22 protein-coding genes and 1 tRNA gene are annotated in these 25,328 nt (G+C 59.6%); 8 read left to right on the top strand and 15 right to left on the bottom strand.

What is annotated here, in order from left to right; translation table 11 throughout:
* Positions 1 to 10: 10 nt before the first annotated feature.
* The 4 genes from HMPREF2927_RS04605 to HMPREF2927_RS04590 form a co-directional block, all read right to left on the bottom strand.
* Positions 11 to 2,617, bottom strand: coding sequence for a YhgE/Pip domain-containing protein (locus tag HMPREF2927_RS04605; protein ID WP_070685949.1), 2,607 nt, complete (start codon positions 2,615 to 2,617; stop codon positions 11 to 13).
* 2 nt (positions 2,618 to 2,619) lie between these two features.
* Positions 2,620 to 3,354 (bottom strand): ATP-binding cassette domain-containing protein, encoded by a 735-nt coding sequence (locus HMPREF2927_RS04600; RefSeq protein WP_070685947.1) that lies wholly within the window; start codon positions 3,352 to 3,354, stop codon positions 2,620 to 2,622.
* Positions 3,355 to 3,653: 299 nt separating this feature from the next.
* Positions 3,654 to 4,181: a nucleoside deaminase gene (locus HMPREF2927_RS04595; RefSeq protein ID WP_070685945.1), complete on the bottom strand. Its 528-nt coding sequence runs from the start codon at positions 4,179 to 4,181 to the stop codon at positions 3,654 to 3,656.
* Between the two features lie 41 nt (positions 4,182 to 4,222).
* Positions 4,223 to 6,382 (bottom strand): RecQ family ATP-dependent DNA helicase, encoded by a 2,160-nt coding sequence (locus HMPREF2927_RS04590; RefSeq protein WP_070685943.1) that lies wholly within the window; start codon positions 6,380 to 6,382, stop codon positions 4,223 to 4,225.
* A gap of 337 nt (positions 6,383 to 6,719) precedes the next feature.
* Here HMPREF2927_RS04590 and HMPREF2927_RS04585 point away from each other — a divergent pair, with 337 nt between their 5' ends.
* On the top strand, positions 6,720 to 7,376 hold the full coding sequence (locus HMPREF2927_RS04585) for a DedA family protein (RefSeq protein ID WP_070507274.1): 657 nt from the start codon (positions 6,720 to 6,722) through the stop codon (positions 7,374 to 7,376).
* Positions 7,377 to 7,508: 132 nt separating this feature from the next.
* Here the strand turns inward: HMPREF2927_RS04585 and HMPREF2927_RS04580 are convergent, their stop codons facing one another.
* From HMPREF2927_RS04580 to HMPREF2927_RS04540, 10 genes are all read right to left on the bottom strand, one after another.
* Positions 7,509 to 8,126: a hypothetical protein gene (locus HMPREF2927_RS04580; protein WP_070685941.1), complete on the bottom strand. Its 618-nt coding sequence runs from the start codon at positions 8,124 to 8,126 to the stop codon at positions 7,509 to 7,511.
* Positions 8,127 to 8,260: 134 nt separating this feature from the next.
* A complete protein-coding gene (locus tag HMPREF2927_RS04575; protein WP_070685939.1) occupies positions 8,261 to 8,911 on the bottom strand; it encodes a hypothetical protein in 651 nt (216 codons plus the stop codon).
* A 325-nt stretch (positions 8,912 to 9,236) separates the two neighbouring features.
* Positions 9,237 to 9,911 carry a hypothetical protein gene (locus HMPREF2927_RS04570; RefSeq protein ID WP_371441155.1) on the bottom strand — a complete coding sequence of 225 codons (675 nt, stop codon included), beginning with the start codon at positions 9,909 to 9,911 and terminating at the stop codon, positions 9,237 to 9,239.
* A 319-nt stretch (positions 9,912 to 10,230) separates the two neighbouring features.
* Positions 10,231 to 10,710, bottom strand: coding sequence for a hypothetical protein (locus HMPREF2927_RS09260; RefSeq protein WP_233992170.1), 480 nt, complete (start codon positions 10,708 to 10,710; stop codon positions 10,231 to 10,233).
* A complete protein-coding gene (locus tag HMPREF2927_RS09255; RefSeq protein ID WP_233992169.1) occupies positions 10,701 to 11,594 on the bottom strand; it encodes a hypothetical protein in 894 nt (297 codons plus the stop codon). Before HMPREF2927_RS09255 ends, HMPREF2927_RS09260 begins: the two co-directional genes overlap by 10 nt.
* A gap of 267 nt (positions 11,595 to 11,861) precedes the next feature.
* The gene (locus HMPREF2927_RS04560) at positions 11,862 to 12,455 is read right to left on the bottom strand and encodes a flagellar type III secretion system protein FlhB (RefSeq protein WP_005504401.1); all 594 of its coding nucleotides are present in this window, start codon (positions 12,453 to 12,455) and stop codon (positions 11,862 to 11,864) included.
* 110 nt (positions 12,456 to 12,565) lie between these two features.
* Positions 12,566 to 13,369, bottom strand: coding sequence for an organic solvent tolerance protein OstA (locus HMPREF2927_RS04555; protein ID WP_070685936.1), 804 nt, complete (start codon positions 13,367 to 13,369; stop codon positions 12,566 to 12,568).
* 203 nt (positions 13,370 to 13,572) lie between these two features.
* Positions 13,573 to 14,292: an amino acid transporter gene (locus HMPREF2927_RS04550; protein WP_070685934.1), complete on the bottom strand. Its 720-nt coding sequence runs from the start codon at positions 14,290 to 14,292 to the stop codon at positions 13,573 to 13,575.
* 1 nt (position 14,293) lies between these two features.
* Positions 14,294 to 14,803: an asparaginase domain-containing protein gene (locus HMPREF2927_RS04545; protein ID WP_083311180.1), complete on the bottom strand. Its 510-nt coding sequence runs from the start codon at positions 14,801 to 14,803 to the stop codon at positions 14,294 to 14,296.
* Between the two features lie 169 nt (positions 14,804 to 14,972).
* Positions 14,973 to 15,045, bottom strand: a tRNA-Lys gene (locus tag HMPREF2927_RS04540).
* Between the two features lie 87 nt (positions 15,046 to 15,132).
* On the opposite strand from HMPREF2927_RS04540, the gene HMPREF2927_RS04535 reads away from it, so the two are divergent.
* From HMPREF2927_RS04535 to HMPREF2927_RS04510, 6 genes are all read left to right on the top strand, one after another.
* Positions 15,133 to 15,906, top strand: a complete 774-nt coding sequence (locus HMPREF2927_RS04535; protein WP_083311177.1) for a histone acetyltransferase — start codon at positions 15,133 to 15,135, stop codon at positions 15,904 to 15,906.
* Between the two features lie 418 nt (positions 15,907 to 16,324).
* Positions 16,325 to 16,942 (top strand): hypothetical protein, encoded by a 618-nt coding sequence (locus HMPREF2927_RS04530; RefSeq protein WP_005504391.1) that lies wholly within the window; start codon positions 16,325 to 16,327, stop codon positions 16,940 to 16,942.
* A complete protein-coding gene (locus HMPREF2927_RS04525) occupies positions 16,942 to 17,976 on the top strand; it encodes an inorganic phosphate transporter (RefSeq protein ID WP_070685928.1) in 1,035 nt (344 codons plus the stop codon). Before HMPREF2927_RS04530 ends, HMPREF2927_RS04525 begins: the two co-directional genes overlap by 1 nt.
* Positions 17,977 to 18,118: 142 nt before the next feature.
* Positions 18,119 to 19,180, top strand: coding sequence for a glycosyltransferase family 2 protein (locus HMPREF2927_RS04520; RefSeq protein ID WP_070685926.1), 1,062 nt, complete (start codon positions 18,119 to 18,121; stop codon positions 19,178 to 19,180).
* A gap of 2 nt (positions 19,181 to 19,182) precedes the next feature.
* On the top strand, positions 19,183 to 20,952 hold the full coding sequence (locus tag HMPREF2927_RS04515; RefSeq protein ID WP_070685924.1) for a polysaccharide pyruvyl transferase family protein: 1,770 nt from the start codon (positions 19,183 to 19,185) through the stop codon (positions 20,950 to 20,952).
* Positions 20,953 to 21,114: 162 nt separating this feature from the next.
* Positions 21,115 to 22,443 carry an FUSC family protein gene (locus tag HMPREF2927_RS04510; protein ID WP_070685923.1) on the top strand — a complete coding sequence of 443 codons (1,329 nt, stop codon included), beginning with the start codon at positions 21,115 to 21,117 and terminating at the stop codon, positions 22,441 to 22,443.
* 130 nt (positions 22,444 to 22,573) lie between these two features.
* Here HMPREF2927_RS04510 and radA read toward each other — a convergent pair whose 3' ends face one another.
* Positions 22,574 to 24,007, bottom strand: a complete 1,434-nt coding sequence (radA, locus tag HMPREF2927_RS04505; RefSeq protein WP_070685921.1) for a DNA repair protein RadA — start codon at positions 24,005 to 24,007, stop codon at positions 22,574 to 22,576.
* Between the two features lie 208 nt (positions 24,008 to 24,215).
* Between radA and disA the strand changes: the two genes are divergently transcribed.
* A complete protein-coding gene (gene disA, locus HMPREF2927_RS04500; protein WP_049337760.1) occupies positions 24,216 to 25,292 on the top strand; it encodes a DNA integrity scanning diadenylate cyclase DisA in 1,077 nt (358 codons plus the stop codon).
* Positions 25,293 to 25,328: the final 36 nt, after the last annotated feature.

Here is a 25,328-nt window from a genome sequence, read left to right as displayed (position 1 = left end):
ACAGGGTTCGTTACACAGTAATCTCCGGCGCAAGCTTCTTCAGGGACCACGTACGATCACGACGCGTGCCAATATAGCCCAACACCAGACCAGCCAGACCCCACAAAGTCAAAACCAGCATGATGCCCCACAGACTCGACTCATTAATGCCATACGCCAAACGACGCGTGCCCGCCACCGCATAACCCATCGGGAAGAAATCATGCATCCAACGAATCGACTCAGGCAAAGTCTCATACGGCATCGTGCCACCCGCAGTAATCAGCTGCAGAATCAGAATGACCAAAGCAACAAGCTTGCCCGGCGCACCCAAAATCACCGTCAAACCATGAATGAAACCGGTAAAGACCAAAGCCACATAGCAGAGGAACAGCCACACCAGCCACGGATGAGCCATCTCAAAGCCCAAACCAAACTTAATCGCGGCGAACATCAGAGTCGCCTGAGCAATACCCACCAGGCCGAACGGCATCCAGCTACCGAGCATCACGCGGATCGACGGAGCATGCGAAGCCAACGCACGGTTATTCATCACACGCAACGTCTGAACCAGCATCAAGCCGCCAATCCACAGCGCCAAGCACATGAAGAACGGGCCCATGCCCTCACCATAGTTACGAGCCGACGCCAGCGACTCCTGCGACAAAGTCACAGGGTTCGACATCGTATCCGCAATCTTCGCCTGATCAGTCGGCGCAAGGCTCGGAACCTGCTTCGCGCCAGAAGCCAGACCGTTCTCCAGCGACGAAGTACCATCCTTCAACTCGGAAGCACCATCATTCAGCTTCGAAGAACCATCAGACAGCTTCGCCGTACCGTCAGAAAGCTGCGACGCACCATCCTTCAGCTTATCCGCGCCATCAGCCAGCTTCTGCTGGCCCTCAACCGCAGACTGCTCCTTCTGCGCCAAAGTGCCGCTACCATCCTTCAGCTCGGCGGTACCGCTCTTCAAAGAACCGGTACCCTCCTTCAGCTCAGAAGCACCACCCGACAGAGTCGCAGAACCACTCGCAAGGCTCGAAGCACCCGAAGCAATCTTAGAATTACCATCAGCCAGGCTCGCCGAACCCGACGCCAACGAGGACGCGCCAGCATCCACACGAGCGGCACCCTCAGCCAGCGACGAAGCGCCCTTCGCCAGCGACGAAGCACCAGAATCCAGCGAATCCACGCCAGTCACCAAAGTCTGAATCTTCGCCGCAGTCGACGACGAACCATCAGAAATACAATGGCTCGACTTCAATGCGCTCAGCTTCGACAGGGCATCAGCAGCGGCAGCATCACGAGCCGCCAAATGAGACTGCAGAGCCTTCTGATTCAGCTCAGCAACCTCATTCTTCGTCTCCTCAGAATCAACAGCAGCCACCAGCTGATCAGCCTGTTCCTGAGTCAATGTACCCGCCTCAACCAGCGGAGTCACCTGAGCACGCACCTTCTGCGCACTCGCAGACACCACAGTATTCGACAGATCACGACCAAAATCGCCGCTACCGGCAGACGTATCCGTCTCATGCAGGCGCATGCACATCGCGTTCAGCTCAGCCGGCAACTCACGAATACCCGCCTGATCCATACCTGCACGCAACTGATGAATGCCAGAGGCCAAATCATTAGCGCCCTTCGCAACCGAAGCCGAACCACTCTTCAAGCTCGCAGTACCCTCAGCCAGGGTCGCCGAACCGTCCTTCAACTTCGCCGCACCATCAGAAGCAGACGCCGCAGCCGAAGCCAACGTCGACGAACCATCCTTCAAACTCGAAGCGCCATCGGCAAGCTTCGCAGCACCAGAATCCAGCTTCTCGGCACCCGAATCCAAAGTCGACACACCATCAGCAAGCTTCGCAGCGCCTTCCGCCAACTGCTTCTGACCATCCAACAACTGGGACTGACCATCAGCCAAGGAGGAAGTGCCGTCCTTCAGCTTCACGGCACCATCATTCACCGTGGCAGTGCCGTCCTTCAGCTGAGTGATAGCATCCGCCAGCTTCACCGTGCCGTTATTCACCTTCGACGCACCATCAGCAGCCTCACCCATCTTCGAATGAATCGTCGTGAAGCTAGCCAACAGCGAATTCGCCGTAGAATTACCGACCTTCTCCGCCACCGAATCACGCACCGCAGTGCCCGCCTTCGTGACAATATTCGTCAGCACATAGTTATTGGCATCATTCGTAATGACCTCAATACCCGCCGAACGCGCATCAATAGTGCCCGTCTTGCCGTCAGCATCAGGCTTGAACGAACCGGCACTCTGCAAATTACGGGAGAAATCCTTCGGAATCACCATCGCAAAGTCATAGGTGCCGTTCTCCACGCCCTCAACAGCCTCAGCACGGGTCTGCACCTGACGCCAATCAAACGTGCCAGCGTCTAGAAGGTTCTTCTTCACGTCCGCACCGGTGTTCACCTGCTTACCTTCAGAATCCTCAGCGCCCTCATCTTCAACCACCAGGGCCCCCACAATGCCATTCACATTGCCGTAAGCATCCCAGTTACCGTACAGATACAGGGCGCCATACAGCAGCGGAATGCAGGACATCGCAAGCAGCACCAGAACCGGCAGAACACCGCTGGTCAGGCGCTTCAGCTCAACGAGTGCAACACGCAGAACAGTCATTCTTACTCCTTCTCAGCGTTTTCGCCATGTTCGGGGGAATCATTGGAGGGTTCAATCTCGCCCTCAACAGGAGCCGGCACGTTTTCCTCAGAGGCTTGTTCCTCAGAGGCACGACCGACCACGGCACGCGCACCATGCCAGGACTCAGAAATATGCGGAACAACAGCCACCACAGTGCGCGGGTGGTCCTCATCGGCGGCAAGCTCCTCCAGGTACGGAAGCCACATGTACGTGTGGTTCAGGTGGCGGGAAGGAGTATCAAAAACCAGCAAGTCAGAGGGGCTATGCTGCGCCAAAGCAGCCATCAGCTCAATGTTCATCTCGCCGCTAATCTCATCCATCCACAGGCCGTCCAGCTCATCAAGACCGCGCTCGGCCAACCAGCGGCTCGCACGGGAACGACCAAAAATCGGCAAGTTATAGGAGAGCATCTCCGACACGTAATCATGCACGCGCATATGCTGCTCAGGAGCGGTCACATCAGGAGAGTCCACCACGCTGCTAAGAGCACGCAGACGCTTCATCGAAATACGGCGAGGCTCATCATCGCCCTTGCTCCAGCTAATCGTGCCGCTGGACAGGGGAAGGCGACCAGTCAGCGCCAACGCGAGAGAGGTACGCTCCAACTGGCTATCCGCCTGAACAATAATGACTTCACCCTCACCCACTGAGAAGGTGGTGCGGTCAAAAAGCGGAGTATGGCGCCCTTTTGCCCAAATATTGTCAACGCTTAACACGGTTAGATCCCCTCAGAGAATGGATGGTTCGGGTGAGTTTCTGGGAGTCATCCGCGGCACCACGCAGGGTGTAGAACGTCAGGCGCAGGCAGGCGGAGGCTCCAATGCCTATATATGTTAGACCCGGTTATGTGTGATGTGGTGGGCTTTTCATAAAAAAATAGGGGTCATTTTTGAAATTTTTGAAGTATTTTTCAAATAAATGGGGTTTTTCGTACAAATAACGCGAAAAGCCACGCAATCTCTGCGCGGCTTTTCGCGTTATACAAACCATCTTTAGGGGTGGGGCCTAGGTGAGGTCAGGGGCGGCGTTCCTTAAAGAAGTCCACCATCAGCTGCGCACACTCATCAGCACGCACCCCCGCATACACCTCGGGAACCGGAGCAACCCTGCCGTCACGCAGTACATCGTAACGACTGCCAGCAGCCCCCGTCTTCTCCTCCCAGGCACCAAAAACCACCGTCGAAACGCGCGAGGCCAGGATCGTGCCGGCGCACATCAGGCACGGCTCAACCGTCACCACGAGCGTGCATCCGTCCAGGCGCCACTGACCACGATGCGACGCCGCCTGACGAATCGCATTCACCTCCGCATGGGCACTGGGGTCATGCTCCCGCTCGCGGGTATTGCCTGCCGAACCAATAATGACACCCTGCTCGTCCACCACCACAGCACCGATAGGGATCTCACCACGCTCACCTGCGGCGGCACCCTCGGCGAGGGCGCGGACCATCCACTCGCTGTGTTCGGGGCGAGCGGGAATATCGCTGAGCACGGCGGAAGAACCGTCTGTGACCGTCAATTTTGAATATTCCGAATATGACATACAACCTCGTCAGGGGAATAAATAAACGTTAATAGGCGCAACTAGTGGGTGGCTGCCAAAGAGAAAGGATACACCGCAGAAGCACCCGCCAGCCGTAGCTCCCGCGCAACAGCCGTAAACGCCCACCGCGAATCCACCACATCAGAAACCAGCAGAACAGGGCACCGATGCTCACGCACATAGTCCAGAACCTCTGCAGGCACCCGGTACGAGCGCAGCACATCCGCACAGCGGAATGCGCTATTACCGCCAAAGAAACGCGGCTCCCCCACCAGTGACACCTGACCCAAATCCACCAGACGACCCACCGACGCAAGCCCCCTACCAAGGGACTGAGCCAAACGAGGACGCACCGGCGACGGCAGGGTCAACACCGCCACCGGACGACCCGCCTCAGACCATTCCCAAGCGGCAAGCACTTTCACGCAGGCGCGACCCAGCTCGGCAGGAACCTCAGAATCAACCGGCTCGCCCAGTTCATTCGTCGCCAGAAGCTCACGCAGACGAGTACCGTACCCCATGTCGCTCAGACGCGCCAAAGCGTAACCGGCTTCAGCCTGCTCGTCCTTAGACAAACGACCGCGCGGCGCATCCGCACCCATCAGCTGATCCAGCCCGCTCGGCCACATGCGGCGCGGTTGCAGGGGCACACCCACCGTATTGAAGCTGCTCTGTGCCGCCTGCTGAGCCTCAGCGGGAACTTCAACCGGGTACCAGGGACCCGCACACACATCGCAACGGCCGCAAGCAGTCGCGGAAGCATCATCAAGCTGCTGAGCCAAGAAAAGCATCCGGCACTGACTAGTGCGTTCATACTCGAGCATGGCGTTCTGCTCCGCCACACGCGCCTGCGCCACCGCCGCATAACGGGCGCTATCGTACTGCCACGGCAAAGAGGTTCGACGCCAATAGTTACCTTCCTTCACAGCGGCACCCTCAACGTCCAGCACCTTCAGCAGAAGCTCCAGGGTGGAGCGGCGCAACTGAACGCGCGCCTCCAACGCGGTAATGCTCAACCCCTCCGGGGACTGGGCGAGGGCATCCAGCACCGCCAGCGCCTGCTCCTCATTGGGCATGGAGGCGGTCGCAAAATACTCCCAAATGGCGCGGTCTTCACGACCGGGCAGGAGCAGAACATCAGCGTTGACGGCGCCTCGTCCGGCTCGGCCAATCTGCTGGTAGTAGCTCACCGCAGACGACGGCGCACCCAGGTGCACAACAAAACCCAAATCAGGCTTATCAAAACCCATACCGAGGGCGCTCGTCGCAACAAGCGCCTTCACCCGGTTCTCCTTGAGTGCCTGCTCTGCAACCAGCCGTTCATCCGGGTCAGTTTTGCCGGTGTAGGCGAGCACCTCGTGGCCGCTGGCGCGCAGAGCATTTGCGGTATCTTCTGCCGCGGAGACAGTCAACGTGTAGATAATGCCCGAACCGGGCAGGCTGTTCAGGTGCATGAGTAGCCATCCGATGCGTTGCGCCTCATGGGGCAGAGTCAGAACGCCCAGGCGCAGGGACTCGCGGGATAGCGGACCGCGCAGCACATGTACAGGTGCGGTCGTATCGGTGCTGAGCTGTTCGGCGATATCGCGGCTAACACGGTCATTCGCGGTTGCTGTAGTCGCCAGCACCGGCACGCCCGCTGGCAGAGACTTAATGAGCGAACCAATACGGCGGTAGTCGGGGCGGAAATCGTGACCCCAGTCAGAAATACAGTGCGCCTCATCAATGACGAGTAGCCCCAGGCGCGGCAGCAGGTACGGCAGCCACTGCTCGCGGAACGCCGCGTTATTGAGGCGTTCGGGGCCCACCAGGAGTACGTCGAGCTCGTTAGCTTCGAGGCGGGTGCGGATTTCATCCCATTCGGTGACGTTCGCGGAGTTCACCATGGCGGCGCGCACTCCCGCGCGGGATGCCGCCTCGACCTGATCACGCATCAGGGAAAGCAGCGGGGAGACGATAAGAGCCGGGCCCATACCACGGGCACGCAACAGCAGGGAAGAGATGAAGTAGACCGCGGACTTACCCCAGCCGGTACGCTGCACGACGAGGGTGCGGGCGCGGTCGGCTACGAGGGCGCGAATCGCCTCGTACTGGCCGTCGTGGAACTCGGCATTAGCGACGCCGGTGAGGCGGCGCAACACTTCACGGGCTTCAGCATGCAGGAGATCGGCGGAGCTGGAAGCCGCCTGTTCGGGGTTCATGGTTCTCTCCAACGGTGGGTGGTTGGGTCAATCGCTACGCCGCGACGCGCCGTGCTCTCTTTCCATCATGTCACACCCCGTATCCTCCGGCTCTGCGGATGGTCATTTCTTGGGGAGGCACGCGAGCACCGCGTCACCTCGGGTTGTTTCGCCATGCGGGCGCGGAGATTTACGCCTCGCTCACCCGTGCATCCGGTGTAAATGCCGGTAGAATTGTGCCAGTAATACACAGCCTCCGCATAGTTTTGCACAATGTTCACCATAGGTACGCTTTCTATGCTGGTGTTACTCCGCCGCCGATCCGTGCGTGCGGTCCACTCACAGTTCAGGATTTTTTATGACTTTTCTTGCCACCGCTTTGGCGCATCTTCCGGTTGCGCTCTTGGGTCTCGACCTTGAGCAGTTCCTGCTCGATACCGGCCCCTGGGTTCTGGTAGTTTCGGCAATTATCGTATTTATTGAGTCCGGTGTTCTTTTCCCTGTTCTGCCGGGTGACTCCCTGATTTTTGCTCTGGGTATGCTGCATGAGCAGATGGGCCTGTCCCTGTGGGTTGCGTTCCCGGTCCTGGTGCTGGTTGCTATTGCTGGCGCTGAGGTTGGCTACCAGATTGGTGCCCGTTACGGCCGTAAGATCTTCAAGGATGACGCGAAGATTCTGAGCACCAAGAACCTGCACACTACTGAGGAGTTCTTTCAGAAGCGCGGTAGTTTGGCTCTGGTTCTGGGTCGTTTCGTACCGATTGTTCGTACTTTTGTGTCTCTTGCGGCTGGTATTTCTTCGTACGACCGTAAGAAGTTCCACCTGTGGAATGTTGTTGGCGCAGTTGCGTGGATTGGTTCGATTGGTCTGGCGGGTGTGCTGCTGGGCGGTATCCCGTTCGTGCACAACAACATTGAGTACATTGCTGTGATTATTGTGGCGGTTTCTGTGGTGCCGGTTATTATCGAATACCTGCGTGGCCGTTCGAAGGCGAAGCAGGAATCTGCTGAGTAATACGTGAGTCCTTCTCGGCTGCTGAGCCGGGGACGAGAAAAGGTGGGGATACCGTTTGGTATCCCCACCCTTTTGCGTTCTCTCAAACCCGGTGGAGGTGATGCCCCGGAAGCCAGCTACACCTCCGCGAGGTTACTTTACGCTTATGCTTCGAAGGTCTGCGTGAGCTTTGAAGTACTGCAATACCTGCGGTTGAGCCAGAAGAATAATGATGGCAATATGCAAGACAACATCAAGTGCGGTCCTGCCTAGAGCCAGCACAAAGAAGACATTAGGATCTCCATAGTGGTATGCGCCTGCTAGCCCAATCACTTCTAGGACGGGTACACCAATCTGACGCAAAAGAGGAAGCAACAGCAAGCCCAATAGGTTAAGGACAAGGTATAGCGCACAGTCAACAATGACCAGTATGTGCGCCCAGCGGGCTCCTTGCCAGAGCTGCCAGATGACGAGCCCGCCGATAGCGGTAAAGCCAATCCATGAAAGACCAGCGACTTCCACACCACGCCAGGCCATCACGTACAGGGATGATAGGGCGCTCAATACCATCACAGCGATTGCGCAGCCCATCGCCGCACGCAGGGCAACAGGCTGCGAAGGGACGTAAATGAGTCCGTAGGAGCCCGGCATGCTGTATGAAGGAGCGGGTGCGCCCGGAACCGAAAAGTTCGATGCCGGAAAGTTCGGTGCTGCGGTATTAGGCTGAGATGTCGGGCCAGTAGCCGAAGAGTTGGGAGCGTTGTTAAACATCGTCGTTCTTTCTTGTATGTGCCCCACGCTGATGCGTGAGTCGGTGATTGTTCAGGTGATTGTTCTATCCCCAGGCAGGCTCGTATGAAACCTGCCTCAAGAGGCGGGCGGGGTTGCGCCCCGGTTAGTTATGTTTAGCGCACACCCATACGTCGCAGGTCTCCACGCATATGGATGTACCGCCCCACCTGCGGCTGGCAGAGAAGAACAATAATCACGATGCGGCTAATGAAATCAAAGGCGAGCTTTGCACACAAGACTTCAAGAGTCATAAACGGGCCAAAGAACAACACCCTAAGCATTTGCGAATCGTATTCATTGTCAAAGAAAACGTGAGCACAGAGAACTACATACACAATATCTAGGATCATGCGTAACGCACCCTCGATAATAATCACCACTCGCGCCCACTCATAACCCTCATTGAGGTACCAGGCAGAGACTACTCCAAGAACAATAGGGAGAACCATCGTAAGCCCCATCGTCATACCTGCAAACATGTAAGCGCCCGTAAATTCCAGACCTACAAGAGGCTGTAGAGGATATGTGGACATGTACAGCATCAAGAATAGGGATACCGCCCAGATGGCAATAGGGCGCGACGGAAGATTGATAGCACGCTGAACACCCGGAACACCATACACGGGGCGGGCACCTGCAGGAACCGGAAGCTGAGGCGCCGCTGCGGCGGGTGCCGCAAAATTCGGTGCCGCAAAGTTCGATGCTGCGGCGTTAGGCTGAGGTGCCAGTGTGCCCGCGGAGGCACCGGAAGTATTGTTAAACATCGTCGTTCTTTCTCTCGCATGCTCGCACGATGGTGCGTAAGTCGGTGATTATTCCACTCATTTAGGTAGAATTGCTTGAAACATACCTAAAAGAGTTATTTGATGTAGTTAGCTGAGAGAATAATACTTTTTCAGTATAGGGTAAGCTCTTCGAGTCTTGTAGAGTTTTTATACGAAGCCTGGAACCTTTTAGGTAACTCAAAGGGTTTTACCAGCTAGAAGATTTCGATATTTAACGCGAAAGGGTGGGGATGCCGTTTGGTATCCCCACCCTTTTCACGCCCTGAGCCTTTTGGTGGTAGTGGCGTCGTTTGAGGCAAACACCCTAGTTGAGGCGGTTCCCACCCTCATTGGAATTTACGTCAGGTTCCGACGGATTCTGACCAACCATTTGGTTGTTCGGTGCGCTGCCGCTGGTAGTCGTGTACGCCCACGCAGAGGGACGAGTCAACAACACAATATTCCGGACGTAGAGGACAGTAATGAAAACACCAATCGCGGTATGGATGAGAAGAGCGACCGCAAAATCTGCAGAGTCGGAGGACTGCAACTCATCCATCAACAAGGTGATATAGCGGGAGTCCACGAGGAAATCTTGCGCAAACCAATACATGCGACTCAAGACCTCGTAGGCACTGTACATGAGGATAAGTATGTGCGCCCACCTGTGCCCTTTCCAGGTCATCCAGAAGAGGAAAAACTGGATAAGAACAAAGAGGAGAGGGTACCCCAGCATACGCACGACAAGGTCAGGTAGCGTCTCCAAACCGGCAATCGGTTTACCGTAGAACAGGAAGAGTTGGATAGTGCTGAAAAGCGACAGAATAATGATCACGGTGGTGCACCGCTTGGCGCTGCGCAGAGCCTTCGATCGTACCCAACCCGCATGTTCGGAGGCGGTAGCGTTGTATCCGGCGGTCGCCTCCCGATTGTCGGTAGTGGTGTGCTCGGGGGTGCTGGCGTGCTCGGGGGTGCTGTCACAGGGCTCGCTATTCTCCACCGTGCTGTTTTTAGCCTCGTCGGAGGGTAGCAGCACGGTGTACTCGGGAACCGTGTACTCCGGATCATTTAGCGGTTGCTTTGGGGGGGCGTTCTGACATCTTTGTTTCTTTCTTTTCTTCGCGCCCCGCACGCTATAGCGCGGGGCGGGTGCAGAAGAGTCTCCCCATGAAGAGGGGCATCCCATCCTAATTGAGGCGGTAGCCTTCCTCGGTGTACACGGAAGTATCCTTATAGCCGCGTTGCTCGCTGCGGGAGTTCCTCCGTGCATCCGTGCGGCGGGTCGTCTTGTACTGCTGCGCGGCCGCTTCTTCAGCCCGTCAGTTAGCTTCCTTCTCTTCCCGACGTGTCTGCTCTTCGTCCAGGTGAGCACACGTTTCTGCGTCCTGATGGAAAACGACCCAGCCATCATCAGCGTTCACCTGTTCGCGCGCCTTCAACCGCGTCAACCGCGCAGCAGCCACGTACGACCTGGTGGAACGGCTCAAGAGCAACACAACAATCACCTGATAGAAAGCCGTGAGAAAAGCTCCCATAATGTCACTCACCACGATGGAAACTACGTAGTCTCTGGGTCGTGACGTTAACGATTCATCCGCCAGCCTGGAGAAATAATCAGCCGATATGAAAGATTGCAAACTCAGCGCCCCAACAAAAACCGCAAAAGCGCTACCGAAGAGGGTGAGGAAGTACGCCCATCTACGGCCCTTCCACAATCGGCGGAGGACGAAAATCGGTATGAGAGAGAAGATGAAGGTAGCGAATATGCCTGAAATGATGATGCCCGGCATCATTTCCATAACGCGATCTGGCACCTCGTTATGGATAGATACATAGATACGTTGGATTGCGGACAGAATAATAATCGCTGTAGCGCACCACATGACGCCACGCAGCGCCTTCGGGCACGGCGGGAGCACCACCTCAGGCGCGGTAGAGCCAGCAGTAGCCTTCTCGCCCCCGTGTGCTTGCTCGTGGGGCTTACCCGCCTACCAGCGGAGGCGCCGCCAAGATTGGGCTTTACACCCGCCTTCTGGGCGCGCTGAACCTGCTGTATCTCATCCAGCAGGCGGTTCTTCTCCACCGGATCATTCGAGAGCGCATAATCGGCAGAAAGCTCACGCAACAGCTGCTCGATAGAGTCCTTGACCGGGCCTTCTTCCTTCTCAAGCTGACGAAGAACATCCTCGCGAGTCAACTCTTCTTCGTCCTCAGCACCCGACATGCTTTCCTCGATAGCCCTCATCTGTTTCCGAATCACCGCAAAGCTCGGAACCACACCCACAGCCGGGCGGGTCAGAAGAAACATCAGAACAGCGCTACCCGCCGTAATGACCGCAACCAGAACCTGCGTCACGATAGATGAAGCGGCGGCAGGATGCGATGCCGGATCCAGAGCAGTAAACGCAGGGAAAAGCACCTGCGCCATACCAAAAACACCGGCGAAAGAAAGCACACCGCTCACACAGCACAGCGGCAGGTACAGCATCATCAGGCGGCGCGGATTAATGTACCCGTCTTTGACCCACCCCAGAACAATCCAGAGGAACGGCACCACCAAGATGGCGTCAGACAGAACCTTCGGCAGGGCATAGCTAAGGAACGAGCCGATGTTCAAACTACGACCCGCAGTAACGAGAATCTGGTACGCATCCAGGAGGAAATACACCAGGATGAGCGTCATACCGATGGAATAGGCTTTACCAAGAAGCTCCAGGCCCGGTTAAATTCCTGCTCCCTCTCGCCAACTATGCCAAGGTTTCTTTTCGCCTCTTCAAATGCCGCCCGCTCATCATATGTGCGCTTGGGGGCGCCGGGGCTAGTCTGCGATGAGGATTTGTGCGCAGGTTCGGAAGTAGGGTGCACGAGTCATCCTAACTGTGGTTGGGTGAATAAAATTATCGGTGAGCCGCAGACCCGTGTATCGCAGTGCCCGCGTCAAGAAATGAGGCTAAATCAGGTAATCCTCGCTGCGGCGCACACGCCAATCACGGCGCGCCTCCATATAAGAACGCGACTGACGCGACCACACCAACGCCAACGCCACCACGCACACCAGCATGTACGGACCCGCAATATACACCGGCGTGTACAGCGGCGAAGCGCTACTGAGCAGCAGCTCAACATCCTGGCTCGGCGCACCATTCAACGTGCCCAGAAGAGCCGCCACAGTCAGCATAATCAGTAAAGAAGCCAAAACGCCCAACGCCAATGCCACCGACAGCACCAACGCCGCCCACCGGTAACCACGCAGATACGCCACCGTGCAGAAGCCGTGCAGGGTCACATTACCGAACGCGCTGACCATCAGGAAAAGCACCGGATAGTACGCCTGCGCATCCACCAGCGACTGGGCACGCCAGGTCGAAAAATGCGACAAATGGGTAGTCGCATAGGAGACGCCGGTGTACGCAATCAGCGCCAGCCAGCCCACAGCAATAACAAGCAGAACCCAACCCGCCACAGACACGAGAGTGGGGGTGGCGGGCTTCGTAGGATGCGTGGTGTTCGGAGCGGATGGCGGAGAGGACTCGACGGCGGACATAGCTGAATCTTTCGGATATCGGCTGATAGTGTGCGGAAAACGTATGAGCGAGTGTGTGATGTGAGTGTGGGCGGCGGCGCGGCGTTTGTCTACCGCACCGCCTCAAAACTCTAGGCAGAAGTGGACGGATCAACCGTCGCAGAAATACTGTCAGGTAGCAACGGAGAATCTGCCTGATTCGCCATCGCAATTCGCAAGTTGTTGAAGCGGTAAATGGTCAGCAACGATAAACCGACCTCGCTCAACCAGACTAGGCCCAAGACAACAAGTATCAGCAGGGGGTCAAGCCCCATCGAAACTCCAGCCCAGTCGAGCATCAGCAGCAGGAACGTAATCGGTGAAAGCACCAGCCCCACGGCAACATACCCGATCAGGGAGCAGATAGCCCAAACGCTATACACGGAGGCGTCCGTCGAATCATTCGGAGGGCGCATCAGCGGCCACATCTGAACCACCAGGTAAAGCGCCGCCACAAAACCAAAGCAAATCGCCAACGGCTGCGTGTACTGAGAAATAATGAGCCCTTCGACCAGGGTCAAAATACTCAGAATAACCGCGCGGACTAGGAGGTTCTTCTTAAGCTTCTGTTTGCGCTCCTTCACCTCATCAGCGGTGTAAGTACGCAGAAAAGCGGGCAACTGACCCTGCCCCGGGAACGGCGGTAGAGGACCCGTCGGATGCGTACGCACCACAATCGGAGGGTTCGTACCATCCTGAATGATGACGGTAGAAGTCGCCGAAATAACCGGATGCGAACCAGTCACCACCGGCGGCACGTTCAGCGGAACGGACACCTCCGGCGTGGCAGGAGTCGCGTGGCGGATAGGCGCCTGATAGCGAGTCTGCACACTGATATCTTCATCCGGGTGTTCTGCGGATGAAGCAGCATCTGTGTTCAGATGTGTAGCGCCCATGGGTGACCTCCTGACAGGTGCTGGTCGTGTTTCTGTCTCTACCGTATCACGCGGACTTTAAGGGAATCTGAGCAGTAGCTGGGCATCACTGAGAGCGTGTCACACCGCCTCTTATCGCCCCGTCAACACCCCGTCAAGGCCCCGTCAGGCATCACCCGGCAGAGGCGCGGATGCGCAGGAAAATCCCCGCCCGTCGGTGCGCGTTAGCTCTGCTCCGCAGCACGCGAAGCCTCAGTGTTCAACTCCTCAGCGTTCGGTGCCTCGGGATTCGGCTCTTCTGGTTTTGGTTCCTCTGCCTTCTGCTCTTCAGCGCCCTGCTGCTCCGATTGTTGCTTCTGCCGCGTCAAACGCAAGCTCCTACGAACCGCCAAACTATAGAACAGCGAGAACAGAACCTCCAACGCAAACGACGCCATGACCGTCAGCAGGCTCACCGTATAGAGCACGCCCACACGGTCCAGCAGCGTCTGCGGGCCCTGCACCGTCACAAGCGCATAGGCAAAGAACGCTGTCATTATGGCCGCCGCGACCCCGGATGCCGCATTCGCCAGCAGCACCAGCTTCACCGAACGGTTCGCCCGGTAAATCATGGCAAGCCACACATGCATCACCAGATAGACCAGCGGCACCGCACCAATCGGGAAAAGCGTGACGCGGATGAAGTAATAAACAGTAATCAGCGAGGGTACGACCAGCAGCAGCACACGCACCAGGTACAGGTTCTTAGCCGGCAGCAGGTAATCACTGGTGACATTCCAGAACTCGTCAGCCTGCTGTTCCAGCTCATCCAACGCTTGCTGCTGCATGAGCTGCACCTGCGACATATGCTCCTGCGGCACAAGATCTGAGGAGCCCTCCACCGGCGCAAGCTCAGTAGCAGAAACTGGTTCACCCCGCAGCATACGAGCAGAAGAATCAGCCATCTTAGCCCTCAAAAATGCCGCGAGAACGGTCCTTACGCACGCTCTCAGCAGGGAAAATACGACCGCTCATGCTGATGTACACGCCCGGCTCCAGCAGGTTCAGGGCGGCAATAGCGGCACCCAGGTTGAAACCGGCATCCGAACGAGCCATCACGGCGGGCTGCATCGCACCGGTCAGCACCACAACCTTATCGCCCAGGTCGGCGTGCTCCACCAGGTAGCGGGCAGTCTCCGGCATGGTGTCGGTACCGTGAGTGATGAGCACCTGGTCGTTAGTGACAGCGTTCAGCACCTCGGTCAGCTCGGCACGATCCTCATTGGTCATGTCCAGGCTATCCTTGCCAATCAGCGGGCGAATATCAAAACGGATATCGGTAATCACGCGGTCCAGCAGGTCTTTAGCGGCAGGCTCACCAATATCCATGGTGCCCGCCACCGAATAGAACTTATCGATCGTACCGCCAGTGGCAAGAATCGTGATTTCTTCAGGGTTCTTAATGGTGACGCTCACGGGTTTCCTCATCTTTTCGGGTCAACGTACACGAATCAAAAACTGCCAGACTAACCCGGCAGGACACGCCCCACCACACAGAATCAACACGGGATAAAACCCCGCACACGAGGGTGAAGACGCAAAAACCCGCCGACCCCCGCAAAGCGGGAGGCGACGGGTCGGCTAGTGCGCCCTGTGGGGCTCGAACCCACGACCTGCGGATTAAAAGTCCGTAGCTCTACCGACTGAGCTAAAGGCGCTCCTATCCACACAAAACTGAAAGTGTGCAGATAGAAATACTATACACTACCGGCCCCCAGCCAATGAACGGTACACTGGGAAATCCTATGTCTACACCCACATCATCAACCGGCGCCTCCGGGCGCGCCCGACACCGCACCCACCACCGCCCCGTCCTCTACTCCGCCGAGAAATTTGAACGCCACGAAGGCGGCATGGACCCCGCCGCACGCGAAGAGGCGGCGCACGCCTCCGCACGAATCCTGCTGATACGCGGACGCGGCACCGACGAACAGATGACCGAACGGCTCGTCAGCTTCACCGACGACTACGGTATTGAGACCCTCGCCGAACTCTGGTCGCACGCGAGCGCCCACTCCCTGCCGGGTGCGCTGTGGCGTATGTACTGGCTGCGGGACGTGGTGCATCGTTCGCCGCGCGGGGTAAGCCGCGCTTTTGAGCTGGGAATGGCGGAGGATTACCGTTCGCACGTGGTGGCGGGTGTTCCCGACCCGCCGAGTGCCGACGAGGTGGTCCGCACGATTGATGAGATTTTGGCGGGCCTGTACACCGGCGATATGGATATTGCGATGGAACGTTGCGCCGCGTTTGCGCACGTGGTGGCGTTGGGTATTCGCACCGATTATGCGCGCTCTGCCGGGCAGGATGGTGCGGTTCCGGGCAGCCACGAGGTGAAGCGTGAGGCGGTGGAGCGTCGTGCTCGCCTGCCGCGTCAGGCTCAGCAGATGGAGCAGATTGCGCACGATTTGGAGGCGGTCGCCGCCCAGCTGCGCGCCGTTGAGGCTGGTCAGCAGGCTAACGGGGGTTCCGGGGCTGATTCTGCGCAGGAAAAATCGCAGACCAACCTCGAAGCATTCTAGTCTTCTGCAACGTTTGAGCGCCTAAAAATGCGGGTTCGTGCCGCGAATTGGCAGAGGTTCCACATTGGGCCGCAAAGGCCTGAAAAGCCTGTTTCCGATTGACTCTGCGCAGGGTGCGGGTGGATAATAATTACAAGATGTCGGGTTGCTAATAGGTAGCCCCGGGCTCCAAATCTTTAGCCGCTTCGAGCGGCCTTCCGCCGAGAGGCGCTCCCAACCCGACATCCCTAAACGTTCCGGTGGGGGTCGAGAAATCGACCCCCACCGTTTTTTGTTTAAAACCCTCATGCGCAACCGTGAACAGGTCGGCGCTATAACATTTACTGGTCGTTACAGTAGCGTTTGCAGGTCGGGCGCTCGTGAGATACGCGCGGACTATGCGCACCCGCAGCCCCCAATACTGGTTAGACTGGGAACTATGCTGCACCGACTTTTCCCCCACGCCAACGAATCCCTCGCCTCCCTCGCTGAAATTTCAGCGCAGGTCGGTGAGGCTGCCGCGTTGCTCTCAGAAATGGTCGGCTCCCCCGTCGCGGAGTACCCCGAACTCTTCGAACGCATGCTCACCCACGAGGCGGACTCCACGAACCTGCTGTTCCGCACCCTCACCGAGGTGCGCAGCTCCTTCTCCCCACCGATTCCGCGTGAAGACCTGTACACGCTGGCACGCAAGCTCACCAACGCCGTTGAGAAGCTTACGAGTGCCGCGCACGTGCTGTCCCTGCACAGCATTGACGGCTTCGCCACGCACATCACCTCAATCCTGGACATTATTCAGCGTCAGGCGGTGCTGACCGCCGCCGTCATCCCCAAACTTGCCGATATTCGCGGCCTCGACAACTACTGGATGGACATGCTGCGTATCTCCCGCCAGGCGCTGCGCACCGCCGAAGAATACGACGCGTACATTGCCGAACGCTACACCCCCGAACGGTACCGCCGCTACGCCACCTTCCTGGCGCAGCTGACCGCTGCCTCCAACGCTATGCGTGATGTGTCTGCCGAGATCGGCCGCATTATCGTTCAGGAATCCTAATGCTTCTGGGTCTTCTAGCCTGCTGCGCCTTCATTGCCGCGGTCTACGTCACCGGTGTGCACGACGCCTCCAACTCCGTTGCTGTTCCGGTGCGTACCCGCGCCCTTGGCGAGCGCTCCGCCCTGTACCTTGCCGCGCTCTTCAACGTGCTCGGTGTAATCGGTGCGTTCCTGCTGCTCGGTGAGTATTCTGCCTCGTGGGTGAGTGCCCCGGAGGGTACCACCGGCCTGAACGGCATCGTTGCGGCGTTGCTCGTCTGCGCTATTTGGGGTGTGCTCACCTGGTTTCTGCGGTTGCCGTCCTCCTCAACTCACGCGCTGGTCGGTGCCCTCGCCGGTGTGAGCTGGTGGACCCAGACGAGGAGTGACAGCGCCGTTGAAGGCTTCGGTTCCCTCGCCTTCCTGCCGCATATTTTTGGGGCGACCCTGCTGCCTCTCTTCTACCTGCCGCCGCTCATTTTTCTGCTGTCCTGGCTGATGGTGGTGCCGTTCTACCGGCTGGTGGTCGGCCACAACCCGCGCCTGGTGAATCAGCATGCACGCGAGGTGCTGGCGGTGTCTGCCTCCGCGATTTCGCTGCTACACGGCCTGCAGACCGGCTACCTGTACCTGCTGCTGTGGGCGCTGCTGAGCGAACGCATCATGGATCCGGCGCTTATTCAGTCCCTCACCTGGGGCGGGATGCTGCTGGGCACCATCATCATTGCCCTCAGCCTGGGTGCCGGTACGCTGACCGGTGGCCGCCGCATCGGCTACACCTTCGCCTACAAGATGGTGCGCCTGGACCCGTTCCGTGGCGCGGTCGCTCAGGGCACGACCGCGGTGGTGCAGGTGCTCGGCTACTTCCTGCTGCAGGTGCCGTTCTCCTCCTCGCACCTGGCGACTGCATCGGCGCTCGGCGCGGGCGTGAATCAGCGTCTTAACGCGTTGAAGTCCAGGATTGTTCTGCAGATTCTTCTGGTGTGGCTGGTAACCATTCCGGCGTGCTTTGTGCTCGGTGTGCTGGCAATGGTGGCGCTACAGTCCATCAGCTAGTTTTTAGGGGCGGTGCATGCCTGTGCATGCCCACTGTCGCGGGTTAGCCGGGCGGCGGGTTGAGTCTGAACAGTGCACACCTTCATAATGGGTTGAGTTCTTGGGCTGGCACGGGCCCATTCGCCCTCGACTGATTGTGGTTATGTCTTCCCCTACCGTAGCTATTCTGGTCCGCACGAAGGACCGCCCCCGCTTCTTGAGTCGCGCCCTGGAGAACATTGCGCAGCAGACCTTCACCGACTACACGGTCTGCGTGATTAACGACGGAGGCGACGAGCAGGCAACCTGCGCCGTCATTGAGGCTTCCCCGCTGGGTTTGCTGGGTTCTAACGCGCAGGATTCCAGCCGCGTGCAGCTGCTGACCACCGTCGGCGGCAACATGGAGGCGGCATCCAACGCCGGTTTGGCGGCGACCACCTCCGAATACGTGGCGATTCACGATGACGACGACCTGTGGGCACCCGAGTTCCTGGAACGCACCGTCGCGGCGCTAGAAGAGAGCGGCGCGCTCATGTGCACCACCCGCGTTGTGGAGCGGTACGAACGTGAGAACGCCGACGGCGAGTTCGAGGTGTACGAGGAGCGTATTTTCCACGACGGCCTGCCCGGCATGGGTTTGCAGTTCCTCTTCCGCACGAACCGTGCCGTGCCGATTGGTATTCTCTACCGCCGCAGCCTGCACGAGCTGGTCGGTTTTTATGACGAGTCCCTGCCGGTGGTCGGCGACTGGGAGTTCAACATGCGTGCCGCATCCGTTGCGGATATTCTGCTGGTGGATGAGCCGCTGGCGTACTGGTCACTGCGCCCCGACGCGGAGGGTGCCGAGGCGAATAGCGTGAAGCGTCAGGCTGATCATGCCCGCTTCGATTCGCTGGTGCGCGCCCGCGCTATCCGCGAGGATTTGCAGGCGGGTGCCCGACCGGGTGCGTACCTGTATCAGGCGCATTTGGCGGCTGACCTGGAGCGCCGCGTGATTGACGGGCACGATCTGACCCGCGAATCCCTGGACATTCTGCGCTCTATTGAGAGCCGCCTGGAACGTATCGAGGCCCGTCAGCAGGGTATTGAGGAGCGTCTGCGGGTTCTCAAGCACCTGCGCACCCCGGGCCGCGCGTTGCGTTCCTTGGCGAAGCGTTCCCTCAGCCAGCGTTCTCAGGCTCGTCGCGGTACTGAGGATGGTTCTACCGGCGAGAAGGGCGCATAGCCATGACGGAGAACAATCATTCTTCTACAGCACTGCCTATTACTGAAGCACCGCACTTTACTGAAGCACCGCGCGTGCTCGTCATCGGCGATATCGGCCAGCACACCTACCACGTGGGCGACGAAGCCATGACCATTGCGAGCGCGGAGGCACTTTCCGAAGGCGGCGCGGCGGTCACCCTCATGACCCGCGACGTAGGCCATTCAGCGCGCTATATTGGCGCGGCGGTACATCATGAGGCGGGCGTACCCTACGAGTACCTGCCGTTTTTTCTCTTCCCCTGGGCGCCGGCTGAACGCGAGCTGACCCTCGCGGCGCTCGAGTGCGTCCTGGCGCAGCTGCACGCCGACCGGGAGCGCCCCTCCGCTAACGAGCTGGTGGCGTTGCCGCAGGTGCAGGCGCTGCCGGAGGTGCTACATCCGCTGGCGCAGACCGTTGAGCGCATGGTGGAGTTCGCGGACGCTATCGCCACCATGGACGCGGTCGTGATCTCCGGCGGCGGCAACCTCAATTCCCGCTACGGCTGGCTGCTCTACGAACGCGCCGCCGCGGTGCGTGCCGCCGAGCATGCGGGCGTGCCCGTGTACGTGACCGGCCAGTCCCTGGGCCCGGTGCTCAACCCCGAGGACGCGCAGGTTCTGGAGCGTATGCTGCGCGTTGCCCGTTCGGTGACGGTGCGCGAACATTCTTCCCTCGCCTGGTGCCGTGAGCGGGGTATTGATGCGCGCCTGAGCGTGGACGATGCCACCGACTACCTACCGGCTTCCCCGGCGCGTACCCTGCACTATACGGAAGGTATTTCCGCAAGTCAGGCACTGGATAACCTGCCCGAGCGCTACGTGTGCGTGACTGTCAACGAGTGCACCGAACAGCAGGCGCAGCAAATCGCACGTCTGCTCGATAGCATGTGGCGCGAGCACGGCTACGCACCCGTGTTCCTGAGCCATTTTGGCGACCCGCAGAACCCCGAAAGCGGCGATATTCATACGCACCAGCGCATCGCTGAGCAGCTCAGCCCCTCCACCCCGGCGACCCTGCTGCCGATTCTGCACGCCGACCAGAGCGTCACCGTGCACCGTGGTGCGGCGTTCACGCTGACCAGCCGCTACCACCCGGCGGTGTTCTCTGCGGCGGCGGGTATTCCCGTGCTCGCCCTCGCGCCGGATGCCTTCACGCAGATGCGCGTGGGCGGCGCTCTGAACCTGTACGGGCTGGGCGAGTTCACCCTGCCGCTGGGCATGCTCGCCGGTGGCGTTCCCGAGCTGATGGTTGCCGCCGCTCTGCGGCACGCGGCGGTGGCATCGGATGCACGCCACACCGAACTGCTGGAGGTGTTGCGCACCGAGCGTGCCTACCTGCTCGCACAGATTCTTGCCCCCAATGCAGAAAATCACGGCAAAGCAGAAACTCAAGGCGAAGCAGAAACCCCCGCACCCTTCCCCGCCGTGGAGCAGGTCCCGGCTCTCCCCGAGCCGCTGGGTGCAACCGTCCGCGCCGCCCGCGATCTTTTTACCGAAACCTCCTTCACCGCGGGTTTCGAGTGGGCAATGTCTGACCGGGCGCACTCCTGGGATGCTGAGCACCGCCGGCAGCTCGAACGTGCCCGCGCAATCGGCGGCGGGTACAGCACGCGCGGTGTTCACGGGCCACACGGCGCCGAAGAAACGCATCCTGTCACCGTTGAGTCTGAGTCATCTGATGAGGCACCCGCCCAGCCTCACCCCGCCCAGCCGGGCCTGCTGGCGAGGGTGGCGCGCCGCCTCCGCGGCTAAGTTGCGTAACGGGGGCCAAGGCTGCGTAACGGGGGCTCGTGCAGCGGTTTTGGAGCTAGGTTTCCTCGGAAAACGCGGCTCCAGAGCGGGTACGGGGCGCGGATTCTCTCACACTTGCGCCCAACACTGCCCTAGCCTCTTGTGCACCGCACACGCGCCGGTATGATGGTGCCCATGGCACGATTCGCAGATATTCTACGCACTACTGAACAGAACGCCCGGCAGTTCGTCCATGAGGGCATTGAACGAGTCCGGGCTGACTTCTTTCAGTCCGTGCAGATTGTTGCGGCGTCTATGGGCGCGTGGCTTTTCTCCGAGCACGTTCTAGGTCATCAGGAACCTATTTTTGCCGCGGTTGCTGCCCTCGTGTCCCTCGGCTATGTGAGCGGCGCGAAGCACTCCCGCCGCATCCTTGAGGTGTCCTTCGGCGTGACCCTCGGCATTCTCATTGGCGACCTTCTGCTGATTCTTCTTGGCCACGGCACCTGGCAGGCGGCGGTCGTGCTGTTCCTGTCCGTGATTATTGCCCGCTTCATTGATAAGGGCATTATTTTCACGATTCAGCTGAGCTTCCAGGCGTGTTTTGTGCTACTCCTACCGGTGCCTGATGACGCGTTCACCCGCAGTTTTGACGGTATCGTTGGTGGCGCCTTTGCATTCCTCGCCATGTACCTGATGCCACGCGACCCGCGTAAGAACCCGCGTGCCCGCGCCCAGGCTCTCATGGATGCGTTCGCGAAGGTTTTCCAGCTTTCCTCCGAGGCAATCCGCTACTACGACTACAACAAGGCGTACCAGAGCCTACTCGATGCCCGCGCCCTGCAACCGCTGTATGATGCGTGCCGAGGCGACCTGATCACCGCGCAGGGTATGAATGAGCTGTCCTGGAACAGCCGCAAGAGCAAGGGCGAGCTGGCGCGCATGGCAAAGACTCTCGCCGCGGTGGATTTGGCAATCCGTAACGACCGCGTGCTCAACCGCCGCATGGCGTCCACGATTCACCACGTGCAACTGCGCACCGCCGCGCAGCTCTCACTCAGTGACGCGCTGACCGAGCTGTCGCTGGCGGCGCAGAGCCTCGGCTTGGGCATGTCCGCCCCGACGGAGGGCGAACGCGAGCACTACATGATGGAGGCACGCGAGCACATGATTAAGCTTGCCGGCACCCTCGAGCCGCGCACAATGGGTGTGGCGACCTTTGAGGGCGAGTCGCTCGTGCTGATGCTCCGCCTGATTGTGGTGGACTTTATGGAGGCAACCGGTATGTCCCACCAGGATGCCGTGGCGGTTCTGGTGCCTCTGGGTGAGGCGGTCACCAAACATGCACCGCGTACCTCGGCAATCCCGATTGTTGACGCTGACATGGATGACTCCATGGTGGTTGATGACGTGACCGATAGCGCGGTGAACACCCACCGCACGAACAAGCTCAACACCCGCTCGATCAACATCATGTTGCACGAGAACGAGGAGGAGAGCCGCTCCTCCTAGCGGGGTTCTAGCGGGGCTCTAGTGGGGTCAGTGGCAACCATCAAGATACAGCGGAGGGGCTCCCGGCCGGCATTCACGCCAGCCGGGAGCCCCCTCCTCCGCTATCTCTATGCTGTTAATGCGCGGGCGGCTACTTCTGCGGGAAGAGCAGCGCGAGTGCCTCACCCAGGGTGGTTACCTCACGCACGGTCACGCCCTCGGGCACGTCCCCCACACCGGTCGGGGAGGCGGGCACCAGCACGTGCGTGAAGCCCAGGCGGCCCACCTCCGCAATGCGCTGGCGGATGCCCGGCACGGCGCGCACTTCACCGGCCAGGCCGACCTCGCCGAAGACCGCGAGCTTGCGCGGTAGCGGCTTATTTTGCGCCGCCGAGGCAAGGGCCATGACGCACGCCAGGTCAGCGGCGGGCTCGGCAATTTTTGCCCCGCCCACCGTGGAGACGTAGCAGTCGAGCTTGCCCACGTTCAGCCCGGCGCGGCGCTGCAGCACCGCCAACAGCATCTGAATACGCGCCGAATCCAGGCCCGAGACGGTACGGCGAGGGGCGGGTGCCACCGCCTGATCCAGCAGCGCCTGCACCTCCGCGAGCAGGGGTCGGCGGCCCTCCATCGTGACGGTCACGCAGGTGCCCGCCACCGGGTGCGGGGTGCTAGAGACGAACATGCCGGAGGGGTCCAGCACCGGCGCGATGCCGTCCTCGTGCATGTCGAAGCAGCCCACCTCATCGGTAGGTCCGAAGCGGTTCTTAATCGCGCGCAGCATGCGGACATTCGAGTGCTTATCACCCTCGAACTGGCAGACCACATCCACCAGGTGCTCGAGCAGGCGAGGGCCCGCGATGGTGCCTTCCTTGGTCACGTGGCCCACGAGCAGGGTACACATATTGCGTTCCTTCGCGGCGGCAATCACGGAGGCGGCAACCTCACGCACCTGGGTCACGCCGCCGGCACTACCCTCAACTTCCGCGGAGGCGAGGGTCTGCACGGAGTCAATGACCAGCAGGGAGGGGTTGACCTGCTCAATATGTGCCAGGGCGGTGCCGAGGTCGGTTTCGCTGGTCAGGTAGAGGGTGTCCGCAATGGCGCGGATGCGGTCGGCGCGGAGCTTGACCTGCGCGGCGGATTCCTCGCCGGTAATGTACAGGACCGGGCGCGGCGGCTGGGGCACGATATTCTGCGCTCCCTGCTGTCCCGCAATCGCGACGGTGCCGCGCGCGAAGGTGGCGGCGACATCCAGCAGCAGGGTGGATTTGCCCACGCCGGGTTCGCCCGCCATGAGGATGACCGCGCCGGGTACCAGTCCGCCGCCGAGCACGCGATCAAATTCGGGGTTTCCGGTGCTCATGTAGGCGGCTACGCGCGAGTCGACTTCTGCGATGGGCTGGGCGGGTTTCTGCACGCTGGATGCGGCGCGGGTGCGCGCACGGGTGCCCCCGGCGGCTTCTTCGACGGTGCCCCAGGTCTGGCATTCGCCGCAGCGGCCTACCCATTTGGCGGTGGTCCAGCCGCATTCGGTGCAGCGGTAGGCGGGTGCGGTTTTGGTGTTTTTCGTGCGCGCGGTCATGGGTCTATTTTAGGGTCTGGGGCGATATGGTGCGCGGTGTTTGGTCACGGCGAAATGGGGTACCGCAGAACGCATTTTTACTCTTAAATGTAGATAGTTTCACTTCGTGCACTCCTGTATAAATATCGAGAATATCCGTTCGCTTTTGAGGCACTTTAGCCCGCCGTTCCGCTCCTGACCTGGCTCAATAACCACCCTTACGGGTACAATGTTTTTTGTGCAGATGAATTATAGTGACCTATTGCTTAAAACTATCGCCCGAATCGCCCCCGGCACCGAGCTCCGCGAGGGCCTGGAACGCATCATGCGTGGCCGTACGGGCGCGCTCATCGTACTCGGATCCGACCGCACCGTATCCTCCCTGTCTTCGGGTGGTTTCAACATCGACACCGAGTTCTCGGCAACCCGCCTGCGCGAGCTGGCGAAGATGGATGGCGCTATCATCTGCGACCGCGACGCCACCCGCCTGTTGCACGCCGGCGTGCAGCTCATGCCGGACGCCTCCATTGAGACGAACGAGTCCGGCACCCGCCACCGCACCGCCGAACGCACCGCCATTCAGACCGGATTCCCCGTGATTTCGGTGAGCGCATCGATGTCCGTGATTTCGGTGTACGTTGACGGCACCCGCTACATGGTTGAGGACAGCCAGTACCTGATGGCCCGCGCAAACCAGGCGATTCAGACCCTTGAAAGCTATAAGAAGCGTCTGCGTTCGGTGCTCTCCAGCCTGTCTGCCCTGGAGATTGAGTCGAACGTTTCCCTGGGTGATGTGGCGATGACCCTGCAGCGCATGGAGATGGTGAACCGCATTATCCGCGAGGTCAGCCACTACGTACTAGAGCTCGGCGTGCACGGCCGCCTGATTGCCCTGCAGCTGGAGGAGCTGCGCGCCCCCGAGATGACCGCTAGCGACCTGATTCTGCGCGACTACCTGCCCGAGGTGAACGACGAGCTGATTACCGCCGGTGTTGAGGCACTTCAGAACCTGGACGATATGGCTATCGTGGATCTGCGCACGATTGCCCGCACTGTCGGCTTTGGCGAGAACCCCGATCTGGAGTTCCCCCTGCAGCCTCGCGGTTTCCGTCTGCTCGCCGGTATTCCGAGCATCCCGAACGCTATTTCTGAGCGTCTGGTGGAGCGCTTCGGCAGCCTGCAGGCCCTGATGGCAGCGTCCCTCGAGGATTTGCGTGCCGTGGACGGTGTGGGTGAGGCTCGTGCCCGCACGGTGCGTGAGCAGCTGTCCCGCATGGCGGAGAGCAGTTTGGAGAAATATCTCTAAGTTGGCGGTGCGTAATCCCCCCCCCCCCCCCCCCCC

Source organism: Rothia sp. HMSC061E04, from assembly GCF_001813685.1.
Taxonomy (GTDB): domain Bacteria; phylum Actinomycetota; class Actinomycetes; order Actinomycetales; family Micrococcaceae; genus Rothia; species Rothia mucilaginosa.
The sequence above is the reverse complement of the archived record's forward strand: the minus strand, read 5'-3'. Positions and strand labels throughout refer to the sequence as shown.

What these genes read in the sequence shown, in the direction of transcription:
- HMPREF2927_RS04605 (WP_070685949.1), bottom strand. Translation starts at nt 2,617, where the DNA reads ATGACTGTTCTGCGTGTTGCACTCGTTGAGCTGAAGCGCCTGACCAGC.
- HMPREF2927_RS04595 (WP_070685945.1), bottom strand. Translation starts at nt 4,181, where the DNA reads ATGTCATATTCGGAATATTCAAAATTGACGGTCACAGACGGTTCTTCC.
- HMPREF2927_RS04590 (WP_070685943.1), bottom strand. Translation starts at nt 6,382, where the DNA reads ATGAACCCCGAACAGGCGGCTTCCAGCTCCGCCGATCTCCTGCATGCT.
- HMPREF2927_RS04585 (WP_070507274.1), top strand. Translation starts at nt 6,720, where the DNA reads ATGACTTTTCTTGCCACCGCTTTGGCGCATCTTCCGGTTGCGCTCTTG.
- HMPREF2927_RS04580 (WP_070685941.1), bottom strand. Translation starts at nt 8,126, where the DNA reads ATGTTTAACAACGCTCCCAACTCTTCGGCTACTGGCCCGACATCTCAG.
- HMPREF2927_RS04575 (WP_070685939.1), bottom strand. Translation starts at nt 8,911, where the DNA reads ATGTTTAACAATACTTCCGGTGCCTCCGCGGGCACACTGGCACCTCAG.
- HMPREF2927_RS09260 (WP_233992170.1), bottom strand. Translation starts at nt 10,710, where the DNA reads ATGGAAATGATGCCGGGCATCATCATTTCAGGCATATTCGCTACCTTC.
- HMPREF2927_RS09255 (WP_233992169.1), bottom strand. Translation starts at nt 11,594, where the DNA reads ATGACGCTCATCCTGGTGTATTTCCTCCTGGATGCGTACCAGATTCTC.
- HMPREF2927_RS04560 (WP_005504401.1), bottom strand. Translation starts at nt 12,455, where the DNA reads ATGTCCGCCGTCGAGTCCTCTCCGCCATCCGCTCCGAACACCACGCAT.
- HMPREF2927_RS04555 (WP_070685936.1), bottom strand. Translation starts at nt 13,369, where the DNA reads ATGGGCGCTACACATCTGAACACAGATGCTGCTTCATCCGCAGAACAC.
- HMPREF2927_RS04550 (WP_070685934.1), bottom strand. Translation starts at nt 14,292, where the DNA reads ATGGCTGATTCTTCTGCTCGTATGCTGCGGGGTGAACCAGTTTCTGCT.
- HMPREF2927_RS04535 (WP_083311177.1), top strand. Translation starts at nt 15,133, where the DNA reads ATGTCTACACCCACATCATCAACCGGCGCCTCCGGGCGCGCCCGACAC.
- HMPREF2927_RS04530 (WP_005504391.1), top strand. Translation starts at nt 16,325, where the DNA reads ATGCTGCACCGACTTTTCCCCCACGCCAACGAATCCCTCGCCTCCCTC.
- HMPREF2927_RS04525 (WP_070685928.1), top strand. Translation starts at nt 16,942, where the DNA reads ATGCTTCTGGGTCTTCTAGCCTGCTGCGCCTTCATTGCCGCGGTCTAC.
- HMPREF2927_RS04520 (WP_070685926.1), top strand. Translation starts at nt 18,119, where the DNA reads ATGTCTTCCCCTACCGTAGCTATTCTGGTCCGCACGAAGGACCGCCCC.
- HMPREF2927_RS04515 (WP_070685924.1), top strand. Translation starts at nt 19,183, where the DNA reads ATGACGGAGAACAATCATTCTTCTACAGCACTGCCTATTACTGAAGCA.
- HMPREF2927_RS04510 (WP_070685923.1), top strand. Translation starts at nt 21,115, where the DNA reads ATGATGGTGCCCATGGCACGATTCGCAGATATTCTACGCACTACTGAA.
- radA (WP_070685921.1), bottom strand. Translation starts at nt 24,007, where the DNA reads ATGACCGCGCGCACGAAAAACACCAAAACCGCACCCGCCTACCGCTGC.
- disA (WP_049337760.1), top strand. Translation starts at nt 24,216, where the DNA reads ATGTTTTTTGTGCAGATGAATTATAGTGACCTATTGCTTAAAACTATC.